The organism is Ekhidna sp., from assembly GCF_965228795.1.
Classification (GTDB): Bacteria; Bacteroidota; Bacteroidia; order Cytophagales; family Cyclobacteriaceae; genus Ekhidna.
In genome coordinates, this window is sequence record NZ_OZ245839.1 from 1,381,598 (window position 1) to 1,396,099 (window position 14,502).

A 14,502-nucleotide genomic window follows, 5' to 3' on the forward strand; every position below is an offset into this window, starting at 1 on the left:
AGGTTAGTAGCCTAACTAATGACGTTTGGTTTCTTGTAATAGTTACAATTTACACCTCCTGATCCATTAAATCAGTCACCACGTGATACCTCGGATCATCTATGGAGGTAACTATCATGTGTTCAAAATCCGGGCTAGCCTTGTGTAAAAGTGTCTTACATTCCGGACTTAGATGGACCAGCTTAAGTTGCTTTCCATAGTCCTTATACTTCTTTTCCAGTGCATAAATAGCCTCAATGCCTGAGTGGTCACTTACACGAGACTCCAGAAAGTCCAATTCTACTCTTTCAGGGTCGTTAGCAGGATCAAATTTGGAATTAAAAGACTGCACTGAACCGAAGAAAAGTGGCCCCCAGATTTCATAAACCTTTGTACCGTCTTCTTTGACAGATTTTCTAGCACGAATACGAGTGGCATTTTCCCAGGCAAACACCAGGGCAGACATAATTACCCCTACGATCACTGCGATAGCCAAATCCTGCCAAACGGTGATTGCAGAAACAGTTACCAAAATGATGGCATCTGAAAGTGGAATCTTGTTGATGATTCGGAAACTACTCCATGCGAATGTTCCGATGACCACCATAAACATGACACCCACGAGTGCTGCAATTGGAATTTGCTCAATAAGTGGAGCTGCGAATAGAATAAAGCATAGCAATGCTATTGCAGCGGTGATCCCGGAAAGTCTACCTCTACCACCGGAACTAACATTAATAATGGATTGACCAATCATGGCACAGCCACCCATTCCGCCAAAAAGACCATTCAGGATGTTTGCACCTCCCTGCGCTACGCATTCACGGTTTCCACTACCTCTGGTTTCCGTCATGTCATCTATAAGGTTAAGCGTCATCAATGACTCAATCAAACCTACAGCCGCCAGTAACACTGCTGTTGATATAATCAATCCCCAATGTCCATTGAGTGTATCTAATAGACCAAAGATCTGGATCTGAAATGATGGCAAGCTTCCTTCAAGTCCATTCCCACCACCTTCTCTTATAAATGACCCTACTGTACTTACTTCTAGTCCACCAAAAATCGTAATGCAAGCAACAACTACTATTCCCATCAATGCAGAAGGAATTTTTTTGGTAAGCTTTGGTAGAAAGTACATAATAGCCATCGTTAGGCCTACCAATCCGAGCATGATGAAAAGGTCCTGGCCCTGCTTCCATTGGAATGCTCCATTTACTTTTTCTTTAAAAAGACCGAGCTGTGAGAGAAAGATGACAATTGCTAACCCATTCACAAATCCCATCATTACCGGGTGCGGGATTAGTCGTACAAACTTTCCCAGTCGGAAGATCCCAGCGAGTATCTGTATACCACCAACGAACAATAGGGTGATAAACAGCCATTGTAACCCAAGGTTTTCAATCGGATTGGCCAATGACATGCCTACTTCATTTCCCTTCATGATCATGTGCACCATCACCACTGCCATAGCTCCGGTGGCTCCTGAGATCATACCGGGTCTGCCGCCAAACATCGAGGTGACTATCCCCATCATAAACGCACCGTACAGACCGACCATTGGATCGATACCAGCCACAAAGGCGAAAGCCACCGCCTCTGGTACCAGAGCAAGTGCCACGGTAAGGCCTGAGAGGATGTCGTTTTTTGGATTGAATGTAAAGTTTCGGAATATTCTTCGCATACGAGATTTCAAATAAGCGCGCAAAGATAGAATATTTGGCGAGGGTGTGTAAGTGAGGTAAGTTTTTATGTATTCAAAAGCTCAGTTTACCTCTAACCATATACTCCCTCCTGGATGTTTTAGGCACATTGGCATATGTTCTTTAAACCATGCTTCATGAAATTCAGTGAGAAATGTATTGAATGCAATGATTGGAAAATTTGAATTATACATGAGAAAAGCTCTCAGAATGTAATTTTCATTAAACCCCCTTAACTTGTCGATTACCCAGTGTTGAGGGTATTCGAATGGATATCCAATATCATGAAAGTGTATCTTCACTCCTTTTTTTAGATTAGGTAAAACATCAAAAAGTAAAAAATTGACATCACTTCCAGCTTTAGTTATATGACTGGAGTCGATAAAAAGAATATCATTTTCTTCAAGTGTCTTAAATAGGTCAAGATCAACTTCTTGCACAATGCTTTCAATAAGATTGATCTTTTCTTCTTTGAAAAGGAGCGACTTAAGTCGCTCAGGATTAGGTTCTATAAATGTGCATTGTATCTTGTCATCAAAGAATAAATGATTAGTGTCTAAACTAATAGCCGAACTGAATCCTGAACCGACTTCAATGATTCTCTTAGGAGCGAAATTCCTAATCATACAAAAAAGAAACACCGCATCAGAATATCCATACATGGTATTGTTGTAATAATACCTGAGGCCTTCTTTTTTGTGATCTTCGAAAGGTATATCTGAATAATATTTCGCAAGATCCTTTAGTAATGAAAACTGTCTATCTTCATTAAGATTTAGGCCGGGTATCTGTCTGGGATGTTTTTTCCAAATCTGATCTTTTCTCCTAGATAAATCTTCCTTAGAAATGATAGGAGAGTAATAATGACCAGGAGGAACATGTAGTCCGGCAAAGTGTCTTGCAATCCTGTTAGCGTAAGGTATTTTTCTTAGTTGACGCTTTAGATTGATTTTCATTTTTAAGCTAGGTACATCATTAATTTCTAATTAAGCGTAAACTACAATGATCAATTAGATTTAAAAAATTGATCAATGTTTCGGCTACTTTCCGTTAGCTTTTAAAAACTATTTGATAAAAGTCCAATTGACCTGGCATGCTTATAAGCTTCGCCTGTATGGGCTAGTAATAGAATCGGAACATCAGCATTTTTTATAATATCCAAAACCTGTTGATCTAGCTTTTTATCCTTTCCTATAGCTCTGATGTAAATGGCTTTTACTCGACCAGGATATTTCTTGACGATCTCGGCATAAATTTCAGGGTCTCGCTGGCCACTGTCTCCGATAAGCACAAACGATAAATGAGGATAGAATGTCATCAATGTTTCAATTTTCTCTTGTTTGTGCATGTGTGTCCCACCTCCAGATTTGATCAGCTCGTTCAAACCTTCTTTGAATTGCTGCAGTAAAAAGGGACCCTTAGGCAGTCCTCTTGTTTCAAAAAAGTCGACTAGAAAGTCATATAGATTCCATTCGCTGCTGCTCACATAAAAAATCGGATTGATGGAGTCATCACCGGCCAGTGCACAATAAAAGTCTCGTACACCTGCAAATGGGAGTCGCGTTTTGGCATTCTTTGTTAGGATCAATCGTAGTTTTCTGAATAGCTGGGTTGCGTGAGAAATGAGCACAGTATCGTCAATGTCGGAGATCACCCCGAATGAAGCTTTGTGATTATGTACGAGGATATCTCCTGTAGCTTTGAAGCATTCTTCGCCATTATCATCATTTATAGCGTAATTGATTTCAAACCATCCCGGTTTTAGTGGCTCATTTACTTCAAGTGTTTTGGAGAAGTAGCCAAGTTCATCAGTAACAACAGTAAACGATTGGCCAAGCACCTGAATGTTTACATGAGTATCAGGAAGGGAGGTGCTCATATAACGAGCAATCATATTTCTGAAATTCTTTCTCTTCTTATCACCTTCTTCAGCCAGAAACTCAGGTCTGTTTTCCAGTACATGACCGGCAACAAAGATCTCCTGATCATTGGCATACCCACGATACGGAATAACGATTGGTGGCCGGATGATTCCTAACTTTTTTTTCAGCCAAAGGAAAAATCGAATCCGAATTTTTTTGAATATTGCGATACTTAAGTTGGTTTGGTTACTAACTAAAAATATACCTATAGAATAACAGGTGAGCAAAAAGAAAGTTCTTTTCGTGATCAATCCAATCTCTGGTGGGACAAATAAAGCCGGGCTTTATCAGCTGATAGATAAGTTCTGTGAAAGAGAAGAATTCAATCATCAGCTAGTAAAAACAACAGGAAATAATGATGCAGAATTAATAAGAGATAGCATCAAATCATTTGAGCCTGATGTAGTTGTTTCCGGAGGTGGGGACGGTACAGTAAAGCTAGTGGCTGAAGAGCTTCTTGATACTTCGATTAAGCTCTCAATACTTCCTCTTGGATCTGCCAATGGATTAGCTACAGAGTTAGAAATTCCTGAGGAATGGAGTTCTAATCTTGATTTGCTAAAACGTGAGCGTACAAAAACATTAGACGCTATCCGGGTGAATGGCGAGTTATGTCTTCATCTAAGTGATATTGGGTTTAATGCAGAGCTTATCAAAGAGTTTGAAGAGGAGGGGACCAGAGGGAAAATTGGCTATGCGCTTTCTTTTTTTAAGCAGTTAGGGAAAAGAAAGAAAGAGAAATATCAAATCACTGTTGATGATGAAGTCTATTCATACGACGCTGAAATGATTGTCATTGCAAATGCATCCAGCTACGGAACGGGGGCAGTGGTGAACTCAAGATGCGACATGCAGGATGGACTATTCGAGGTTTGCATCTTTATGCCACTTCCCTGGTATAAGCTCTTTCATCTGACATGGCATAGCTTTATTGGTAGGTTGGAGGAATCGGCATATTATGCGATTCACCAGGGCAAGCACCTCACCATAGAGTCAAAAAAAGGGAGGACGCTTCAGGTAGACGGAGAGGTGATCGGCAAAACCGAAACGGTAGAAGCTGAGGTGCTGAAAGGAGCTTTGGAGATAATACTGTAATGTCTTTAGAAATCACGCCCAGGTTTTTAGTCCAATAATTCCATGATCCCAGAAGTATAGCGTTGCAATCAGGCTCATAAAAGCGAGTATGACATGGAACCAAAAGGTAAAGTTTCGATTGACTTTGCGGTAAGCGTATATGCTGATACCAACTGATAAAAATGAAACAAGTCCTAAAAGCAAGGAAGCATAATAGATGGTAAGCGAAACTCCGGAAGGCTTACCTAATAGCATAAAAGGATCTTTATTGCCACCATAAGCCAAAAAGAGAAAAAATAAGATAAGACAGGTACCAATTAATACAGGGCCGGATTGTATCAGATGGACAAAGTTGAGCTTTTCACTTCCTATCAATAACCTAATAATAGTAATCAGTATCCACACTCCACTTACCAACAGGCCGATTATCCAAAGACCGGTAAATATCCATGAAGACCAAATAGTAACCAATGAAGTCGGAGCATAAACTCCCCATCCTGTTGCTACTACTTTTCCTTTTATTGGATCTTCTGTTACTGCTAAAGCTATTTTATTCATTTGTCCGTATGCCATGCTATCATTAACCGGACGGAACTTGCTAGCGCTACCTGATGGGTAATTTGATAAATAGATCAGACTATCGTCAGACCAAATTTTTTTTATTTGAAATAGCCTGCTTGTAAAGTAATTCATCTCTTGTCTGGGATTGATGGAGTAGTAGTAGCCATCAAAAGCCTGAGTGGCAATAGGGTTGACTTGTTTTATCGGAGATTCAATATTTTCAGTAAGAAACTTTGCAATTTCTTTTGAGATTTTATTGCGAATTTCACTATCGGTGGAATTGACCATCACTACAAATCCAATGTCATAGTCTCTGTTGTATACCAATTCACTGGAGCCTCCATTGACCCCACCATTGTGTCCTTGAAATGGAAAATTGTCAATGATGCTTGAATAATTATTTAAACCATAACCGGCTTCAACTCCAGCCTTAGCGCCAACGGTTGTGCTTGGTGTTTCCATTCGTGTTAATGATTCCTCACTGATAATGGAGACCGAATCAGCATTTCCATCCATAATGAAAAGCCGAACCATTTTAGCCATATCAGCAGCGCTTGCATTGATTGATCCGGAAGGCCTCATGATAATATTCCAGTATTCTTGAGGCTGGGTTCCTTTGTATAAAGTCACGCCGCTGTTCAAGTAATTATCATTAAGGAAGTATGTGGCTGTCTCCATATTCAATGGATCGAAGAAATTTTCCTGCACATAATCTTCAAAATCCTGACCCGTAATTTTTTCTACAATGTAGGCGGCTACCGGAGGGCCCGAATTGCAGTATGAATAGCGAGTTCCGGGTACCCATCTGGAAGTTCTGGAATGGGGATGAAAGTCCAATGCATCTTTTAATGCAATAGGATCGGACTCATTATGGGCATACTCTGCCAGGTGAATATCATCCCAGCCGGTAGTGTGTTCCAATAAGTGTTCAACTAGGATTGGGTTGGACTCCTCCCAAGGATTTTCATAGCTGATTTCTGGTGCCAGATCTTTCAAATGATCCTTTAGGGATATTTTTCCTTCTTCCTGAAGCTTTAGGACTGAAAGGGCGACAAACATTTTTGAAATAGATCCTATTCTAAAAAGCGTTTCATCTGTCGCTTTTTCCTTGGTTTTTAAGTCTCTTACGCCAAATGCCGTTGTTAATAATATGCTATCGCCTTTAACAATGGATACTGAGGCTGCCGGAACCGAAGATTCAGCTACCATCGAATCAATTTTCCTAATCAATTCCTGTAGTCCTTCATTTTGATTTGTTTCTTGTGCTGATCCTTGTAAAAAGCAACAAGATAAAAGCAGGCTAAACAAGATTTTTTTCATAGGTCTTCTATTTCAATACAAATGTCAACTTTCTAAATTAACCAATATCTATCTAGCTATTTGAGTTATTCTAAATGACTAATTATTCGTTGAAAGACTGGATGATTACATACTCACTTTCATACATTATCTGTGATCTCCTATTCTTTAGTTATTTTACATAAATAGCTGATTGGCTAATCGAAATATGCCTAACCGATCTAATTTCCGTTCAAAAAAAATCCTGATTTACACGGGAGTAGTGACCTTCCTTGTAGGTGTTGGTTTTGGGGTGTTTTTTATTGGAAAATACTACGCGGCAGATATTCTCAATGAGGTTATCAAAAGAGAGACGAAAGGATTTTATGAATTGAATTTCGAGTCTCTCGATCTCGATCTGTTCGAAAATAGAATCAATGTAAAAGGCCTGCGATTGAAGGCTGACTCTACAAAAGACTTTGCCAGCCTTGGTTTAAATAACATCTACGAAATTCAACTGGATGAATTGATCATAGATCTGGAATCCATTTATGCGCTATACCTGGAAAAAGAGCTGATCATTAAAAGTGTGCGTGTCGTGGATCCAAATATTGATATGATCAGCTTAAAGACAGATAGGCAGACAAAATTTAGCTTCGAAGCTGGCAATATGTATCAGGCAATTTCGGACTACCTCAAAGTTTTGAAGATTGACTATTTCAGGATTCAGGATGGGGAGCTTAAATATGATGAAGATCAATTTGCACTAGGAGAAATCAATTTCATCGTAAAGAATCTTTTGATGGATTCTGTTTCCAGAAAAAACCAGGTTTTCTATTCTGAACAAATTGAGCTTGAAATCAAAAATCAGCTATTTCACCTACCAGATAGTATTCACGAAATCTCCTTTGATAGATTTCTACTATCAACGTCCGATTCCATTCTGACTTTTGAAAATCTTCGCGTTAACCCGAAAGCATCCACAGGTGTAACTTTTAAAGGCAATAATGATTTCAATGTCTATGACATCCATGTCCCTACTCTTAGCTTGAAAGGGATTGATTATGTGGCAGCTTACCAAAAAAACCACCTGATTATTGATGAGTTAATTTTGGATGAGCCCACTGTTTTTGTGGACGATGAATCACACTCCGCAGGAAGTAGCAGAGATGATAAAAACTCCCTGCTCGCTCTTATATTCCAAATTTTCGGATCACTAGATGTAGGAAAGCTTACCATCAATGATGCTCAGGTAGATTTGAAAATAGATGGAGTGGAGAAATATCAGCGATTTAAAGTGGATGAATCCAATATGGTATTCTACAATATTCATTTGGATACCAGCAATTATCGATTTGATCATCGATTTAGGTATTTCGAGGACATAGAGCTCGATATCCATAATTACACCTACCTACTACCGGATAGTGTGCATACCGCATATTTTGAATTGCTTCGAATTAGTTCTTTCGATTCGGAATTGCGATTCGAAAACTTAACGGTTAGTCATGAGCGAGCAGGTAATGAGGCCAAGGTATTGGTTGACGTAAAACTTCCATTATTTCTTCTAAAAAACATCGATTTTCAGCGAGCAATTGCTGACAAGGTACTTAATGTAGGCAGCTTTAAAGTACCCAATGCGCTTCTTGAAGTGAAGAATACAGGGAGCGCTACTGAAAAAGAGGCCATGACCGTCCAGCGCTTATATCAGGCTTTGGCTCCATACTTCAGGGAGATTTCCATCGATCAACTAAGTTTTGACGATTTTGAGCTAAAGCTGCCCAAAGGAATTGAAATTGATGATATTGATCTTAATGTAAAGGACTTCCACATTAATAAAGCCACAAGAAATTTTCAACGACTCATTCAACAATCAGATTTACAGGTTACCGGCTTTTCATTTGATAGAGATAGCATTCAGGTTGGGGGATCAAGGCTTTCTGTAAGCGAAAGTATGTCTTCGTTTCAGCTGCTGGACTGGGATATTGCTATTAAAAAAGACAATCAACAAGTAAATGCACAGTTCGACTCCCTGCAAATCAGTGGAGTGATCATCGACAGTCTGATCGTTGGAAATTACACAGCATTTACCCGTGCTATGCTCATCAATCCGAATATAGAATTTGACATACAATCAAAAAAGAAAAGCAATGGGTTTGACTTGGGTAAAGAAAAGGAAGTAATCATTAGTGGAGGAAGGCTGAGAGGAAGCTTAGATTCAATGCTTTTAAGCATGGATGGATTAGATGCCGATGTGTTTATTGGTGATAGCACAGCATTCAGAAGTGCAGGCATAGAAAACATTCTAATAAGGTCTGATAAACACAATCATCTGGTAAATATTGCAAAATGGAAGTATGACACCCTGCAAGGTCAAATGGAATTTGATGATTTGAAAATAGAGCCGCTTGATCGGTCGGATTCTTCCATTATACAACTGGATGCCGCTATTCCCTTTTTGCGTTTAACAGACTTTGAACAAGCTCATTTTTTTGATGAGAATCATCTATATGCGAATTTAATTCACCTCTCCAATCCTTTAATTCGGGTCAAACCTGCAGCAAAAAAAGACGCAGCTGATTCGGTAAGAGGCAAAGATTCATTTACTATGGCTGTTCAGCTAATTAGAATTGATACAGGCGAGGTTTCATTAAATCTAAACCAAAGTAAATCACTTCAATCACTTTCAATTTCCGGAATCGACGCACTGATTTATGGACTAGAGTTTCCGTTGGATAAAGCTTTTGAAAAAGGCTCATTTTATTCTGATTCAATTTTATTTTCTTCAAAATCGATCAATCCAATTCTGGCGTCTGGTGATTCTGTGAGCGTTGGCGATGTACAGTATTCCTCTACGAACAAGAACCTTGAATTGGATTCAGTCTACTTTTTATCTGCGTTTAAGAACATTGCTATTAAAGCGCCCTCCATTCAATTCAAGTCATTTGACGTGCAATCACTTTACGAGCCTGGAAACATCCATATGGATTCCTTAATCATTCGAAACCCAACAGGTTATAGTTATCCTACCGAACCAAAAGGAGAAGGAAATCCAATAGTTACCCCCATCTCAATCGGTCATGTATCTTTAGATGGTATTGACTGGCATTTTATTGATTCAATAAAACATCAAGATTATCATTTGCAGAATGGTAGCATTTCAATGGATAAATTTCTGTCTAATGATACACTTGATGTCGCTGATTTAGCTGATAAAGTAGATCGATTAACAATTGAAGCTGGACCACTAGAATTGCCACTTCCCGATGATTATACATTTTCACTGGATCATTATCAATTTGACTACCCGGAGAATACATTGGCGTTGGAAGGGTTGAGTCTTCAGTCGGCGTACACTTATGAGGAGTATTCCAATATGATTTCTGAGCAGTCGGATTGGTTTGATGTCGCGATTGAAAGTGTTTATGTCTACAAAGTTGACCTGGACGCATTGATTTCAGGGACAAGGTATGCAACGGAAAAAGTAGCTATCAATGGATTGGATGCACTTATCTATAGGGATAAAGGTGTGCCGTTTCCTGAAGATCAGGTGAAGCCATTACCTCAGCAATCCATCAGAGAAATGGTGCAGCTTTTTCAAGTTGATACCATTAATTTGAAAGGAACCATTCGCTATCAGGAAAAGCCCGAAAACTATTTCACTCATGGTGAAATATCATTTGATGAGCTAAACGCTCAATTGGTCAATGTTGGGAATGCCGAAATCAATTCCAATGAAATGATGCTATTATCGGCGAACGGTAAACTGATGGGGGCCGGAAGGTTTGAAGTAGATGGAGCATTTAATATGAAAGCTCCGGATGAAACATTCTCCTTGAATGGGAGGGTTACAGATTTCCCTTTAGATTCAATGAATCGAATGTTGGGGCCTGTAGCCAATGTGAACATTAAAAGTGGCTTTGCTAAGGACCTTTATTTTAATTTCAATGCAAACGATGAATTGGCACGAGGAGAAATGCGATTCAGGTATGATGATTTAAAAGTTCAGATACTCAATGTGAAAACGCATGACACGAAGGGGTTTGGTCAGGGTATCAAAACCTTCTTTGCTAATACATTCGTGGTGAAAAGTAAGAACCCTAGCTACCTGTTGTTTCTAAGAAAAGGAACGATTTTTCATGAGCGAGACACCTCACGAGCCATATTTAATTATTGGGGGAAAGCGCTGTTAAGTGGAGCAGTAAGCAGCATAGGTGTTCATAAATCGGATAAAGCAGAAAAGAAATTTGAGCGTCAGACGGAGTAAGCTTAAAGAAGATCGTACCCTTTAAATATTTTCTGAATCACGTAATTGTCGTTGTTTTCAATTTGAGAGATGGCACTTAAATAGTCTGATTGAGAGGACAAGACCATGCCATGAATGCCCAAAACAGGACTGTGCATTTTCAACTCGAAGAATATATTACTCAATAGCGTTTCTTCTTCTATTGTAAGCGCTTCGCTATTGTTGAGGATATAATTTGTTTTCTTATTAGCAAGATCTTTTAGTTGTTCTCTAAGTGAAGGATCGCTCGGTAGATTGCGAAGCGTTCCAATTGTAAATCCATATTTTCCGAAAATTCTTTTCCTCAAAAACTCATCACCATATTTCAATTGAAATGATGTTACATCCTCATTCATTTCCACTTTGACAGCCTCAGAAGTGGCAATACTTGGGATAATGGTAATTTCATCGCTCAGAATATTAAAACCACTGTGAAGAAATCCATCTTCGAAATACGGAAACTCCTCAACAATCATTCTGAATAAATCAAAATCCCTGGAAAAATAGCCATCGAGTAAGTCAGAAAAACTACTCTGGCCGTAAATGATTGGAACCGGCATAATTCTGTACGGCTCAAATACACTTTTATAGGTTATACTTGATGAAAACGTACTATTTAGTATGTTTTCCGTGGTTGTTTCCTCAGATAATCTATTGGCTCGTGGATGATGATCGATCTTACTCAGGCCTTCTCCCACTTTAGAAAAAATCGGAATATCAGCTTCGAATATTGATTCACCTTCTTTTGTTATGGAAATGGTTTTTGTTTCGTTGAAATGATGATACGTAATCTGGACTACTCCTTCATTCAGATTACTGGTCACGGTTTCAATTCTTCCATTTTCATAGGAGCAAATAATGGTTTGATCATCATCGTAGATTTTCTTCTCCGTTATTAATCCTTTTTCATAAATAATTTCTGCTCGTTTTGAGTCATCCGGGTTGTAGTAGATTGACTGAATAGGTAGGTTACTTTCATCCCGGGTAACTTCCATTGCGAGGTAATGAGATGCTACCGAATATTGACCATTGCTAAAAGTATAACTCTTACAATGTTTGATATAACCATTTTCATGGTATTCAAATTCGGCCATTTTTACCCCAATGTTATCATCATATTGATAAGCCTCTTTAATCCATCCGTTTTCGTAGGTAGATTCTACCTCGAATCCCGGAGTTGATTCGATAGTGAAATCAAGTTCAGGAGTCGGTACTTCAGTTTTTGAACAAGAATTAAGAAAAATAAGGAGGCACAATGACAGCATAGCGCATGTCATTCGTAAAAATACATTCATGGAGTAGTATAGCGTGTTTAGTGATAGAATGATTTAGCTGGCTAAAATATAGATATTTAGTGTAGTAAGTTGAATTCGGTAAGGCTCTATCAACCTTCACCAAGCTAGTTTATACTTATTGAATCGTATTTATCAACTTCTAATAAAATCTAAACGTATCTTTCCTTATGCGTTTGTTTGTGATCTTTCTTTTTCTCTCTTTGGGAGTAGCGGCAATGGTATTGCTGCCTGCAGGAAAAGAACCTATGATCAATGGTGTAAGTCTGGTTAATCCTCCGAGGAAGATAACACCGGAGAAGATGGGTGAGGTAAAGCGGATCAATGCCGGATGGGTAGCAGTAATTCCCTATGGATTTTCCAGAGCAGGAGAACCGGCTGTGACGTTTGATCATGAACGTCAATGGTGGGGCGAGCAAACAGATGGTACATGCACCCTCATAGAATATGCAAAAGCACATCAACTGAAAGTAATGCTGAAACCACATGTTTGGGTTCGGGGAGAAGGGTGGACAGGAGACTTTAATTTGTCCTCAGAGGAACAATGGAAAAAATGGGAGCAAGACTTCTCTGCTTATATTCTTAATCATGCCACTGTTGCTGATTCAATGAACGTTGAAATCTTATGTATTGGTACAGAGTATCGAATACCGGCCAAAGAGCGTCCGGAATTTTGGCGAAGGTTGATTGTTGATGTAAGAAAGATTTACAACGGGAAGCTTACCTATGCTGCCAATTGGGATAACTATGAAAATATTAGTTGGTGGGATGCAGTGGATTACATAGGGATTGACGCTTATTTTCCATTGGCTGATGGCAATCATCCTACCATCAATGAAATAGAAAGCGGGTGGGAGCCAATAAAAAATGATTTAGCAAGCTTTGCAGAAAAATGGGATAAAAAAATCTTATTCACCGAGTATGGTTTTCAAAGTGCGAATGGTGCAGCAGGCAAACATTGGGAGACCGATAAATCTGAAGAGAATGCCAATCATCAACTTCAGGCTGATGCATATGAAGCGACTTACATGGCTTTAACAAGCGAAGATTGGTTTGCTGGTGGCTTTTTGTGGAAGTGGCATTTTACCTCACGTCATGGACATTGGCGAGGGACCGAGTGGACACCTCAGCACAAGCCTGCTGAAAAAGTGATAGCCAAATGGTACGACAAAATGCATTAATTTTCCAATCCAACCATTTAAGCGTATGAGTGAAAAGAGAAAAGTAGAAGATATCCTTGCCGAACTAGGTAAGAAGATTGATCATCTGGTCGAGGAAACGAAAAGTGCCGGAAGCAAAGTTTCTGAAGAGATGGAAGAGCAAATAGTAAAACTGAAGGCTCAAAAAGAAAAACTTGAGGATCAGGTAAATAGCCGATCTGCCAAGTCAAACGAAAAATGGGTGGAAGCGCGCGAGCACATGAATGAAGCAGCTGCGGCAATTAATAAGGCAATAGGTGTGTTTTTTAAGAGCTAGACCGCTCTTATATTCGATCCAAAACCTTTTTAATTAAGCTATCAATCACCTTGTTCGGATCTTTTGCGAATTGTGTTTTTACCCGGTTAGCCATAATAGCATTCAAGCTTAGCATTTCATGTCCCATTAGCTTACCAAACGCATAATATCCGGCAGTCTCCATTTCAAGATTAGTAAGCCACACATCTTCTTCATGAAAATACTGCATCTTTTCAATGATATCTTTGAATCGAATTGGCACACGGAGTTGACGTCCTTGAGGTGCGTAAAATCCGGGACAAGTCACAGTATTTCCAATAATGGTGCAGTCTTTGAATCTTTCTAACAATGATGTGGAGCCCTTAAAACAGTAGGGCTGATAAGGAATGCCTATTTCTTCCTGGAATTTCTCAACGATTCTTCGTTCCTTTCCTTTGTGCTTGAATTCATAAAAGTGGATCAGCGGGTCCATACCGATTGCGTATTCAGTTGCCAGGTGGCTGCCTACTTTTATCTCATCGCGAATAGTACCGGATGTCCCGATTCGTATGATCTGAAGTTTCTTACGTCTGGGCTTTGGCTCTCGATGTACCAAATCGATATTGAACAATGCATCAAGCTCATGCATGAGTATTTCCACATTATCGGTTCCCATGCCTGAGCTTATGACCGTAAGTCGTTTTCCCTTGTATGTTCCGGTGTGGGTGATGAATTCCCTTTTATTCATCTCAAATTCCACCGAATCAAAATGACGAGAAACCCGATGCACACGTCCAGGATCGCCAACAACAATGATTTTATCAGAGACATCCTTGGGTCTAAGGCTCAAGTGATAAACACTTCCGTCGGGGTTGAGAATAAGGTCAGTCTCCGAAAACGTATGAGGCATAGCTAGCTCAGATTTCTATGGTGTTCCTAAAAGTAAACAGGAAACCACTTTATAACCCCCAAAT

The 14,502-nt window shown here is 39.4% G+C and carries 10 protein-coding genes; 4 read left to right on the forward strand and 6 right to left on the reverse strand.

Features of this window, described 5'->3' with window-relative positions:
- Positions 1-49: 49 nt before the first annotated feature.
- The 3 genes from ACQK2H_RS06475 to ACQK2H_RS06485 form a co-directional block, all read right to left on the reverse strand.
- A complete protein-coding gene (locus ACQK2H_RS06475; protein WP_425390640.1) occupies positions 50-1,663 on the reverse strand; it encodes a SulP family inorganic anion transporter in 1,614 nt (537 codons plus the stop codon).
- An 81-nt stretch (positions 1,664-1,744) separates the two neighbouring features.
- A complete protein-coding gene (locus ACQK2H_RS06480; RefSeq protein ID WP_425390641.1) occupies positions 1,745-2,638 on the reverse strand; it encodes a class I SAM-dependent methyltransferase in 894 nt (297 codons plus the stop codon).
- A gap of 101 nt (positions 2,639-2,739) precedes the next feature.
- Positions 2,740-3,831, reverse strand: coding sequence for an App1 family protein (locus ACQK2H_RS06485; protein ID WP_425390642.1), 1,092 nt, complete (start codon positions 3,829-3,831; stop codon positions 2,740-2,742).
- On the opposite strand from ACQK2H_RS06485, the gene ACQK2H_RS06490 reads away from it, so the two are divergent.
- Complete coding sequence (locus tag ACQK2H_RS06490) at positions 3,824-4,699, forward strand: diacylglycerol/lipid kinase family protein (protein ID WP_425390643.1); 876 nt, start codon at positions 3,824-3,826, stop codon at positions 4,697-4,699. The two genes, ACQK2H_RS06485 and ACQK2H_RS06490, sit on opposite strands and share 8 nt — an antisense overlap.
- Before the next feature lie 12 nt (positions 4,700-4,711).
- Here the strand turns inward: ACQK2H_RS06490 and ACQK2H_RS06495 are convergent, their stop codons facing one another.
- On the reverse strand, positions 4,712-6,559 hold the full coding sequence (locus ACQK2H_RS06495; protein ID WP_425390644.1) for a serine hydrolase domain-containing protein: 1,848 nt from the start codon (positions 6,557-6,559) through the stop codon (positions 4,712-4,714).
- Between the two features lie 187 nt (positions 6,560-6,746).
- Between ACQK2H_RS06495 and ACQK2H_RS06500 the strand changes: the two genes are divergently transcribed.
- Entirely contained in the window at positions 6,747-10,784 is a 4,038-nt protein-coding gene (locus tag ACQK2H_RS06500) for a hypothetical protein (RefSeq protein ID WP_425390645.1), read from the forward strand.
- A gap of 2 nt (positions 10,785-10,786) precedes the next feature.
- On the opposite strand, the gene ACQK2H_RS06505 is transcribed toward ACQK2H_RS06500, so the two are convergent.
- On the reverse strand, positions 10,787-12,097 hold the full coding sequence (locus ACQK2H_RS06505) for a hypothetical protein (RefSeq protein WP_425390646.1): 1,311 nt from the start codon (positions 12,095-12,097) through the stop codon (positions 10,787-10,789).
- A gap of 167 nt (positions 12,098-12,264) precedes the next feature.
- On the opposite strand from ACQK2H_RS06505, the gene ACQK2H_RS06510 reads away from it, so the two are divergent.
- Both ACQK2H_RS06510 and ACQK2H_RS06515 read left to right on the forward strand, forming a co-directional pair.
- On the forward strand, positions 12,265-13,275 hold the full coding sequence (locus tag ACQK2H_RS06510; protein ID WP_425390647.1) for a glycoside hydrolase family 113: 1,011 nt from the start codon (positions 12,265-12,267) through the stop codon (positions 13,273-13,275).
- Between the two features lie 25 nt (positions 13,276-13,300).
- A complete protein-coding gene (locus ACQK2H_RS06515; protein WP_425390648.1) occupies positions 13,301-13,570 on the forward strand; it encodes a hypothetical protein in 270 nt (89 codons plus the stop codon).
- Positions 13,571-13,577: 7 nt separating this feature from the next.
- Here the strand turns inward: ACQK2H_RS06515 and ACQK2H_RS06520 are convergent, their stop codons facing one another.
- Complete coding sequence (locus ACQK2H_RS06520; RefSeq protein WP_425390649.1) at positions 13,578-14,438, reverse strand: nucleoside phosphorylase; 861 nt, start codon at positions 14,436-14,438, stop codon at positions 13,578-13,580.
- Positions 14,439-14,502: the final 64 nt, after the last annotated feature.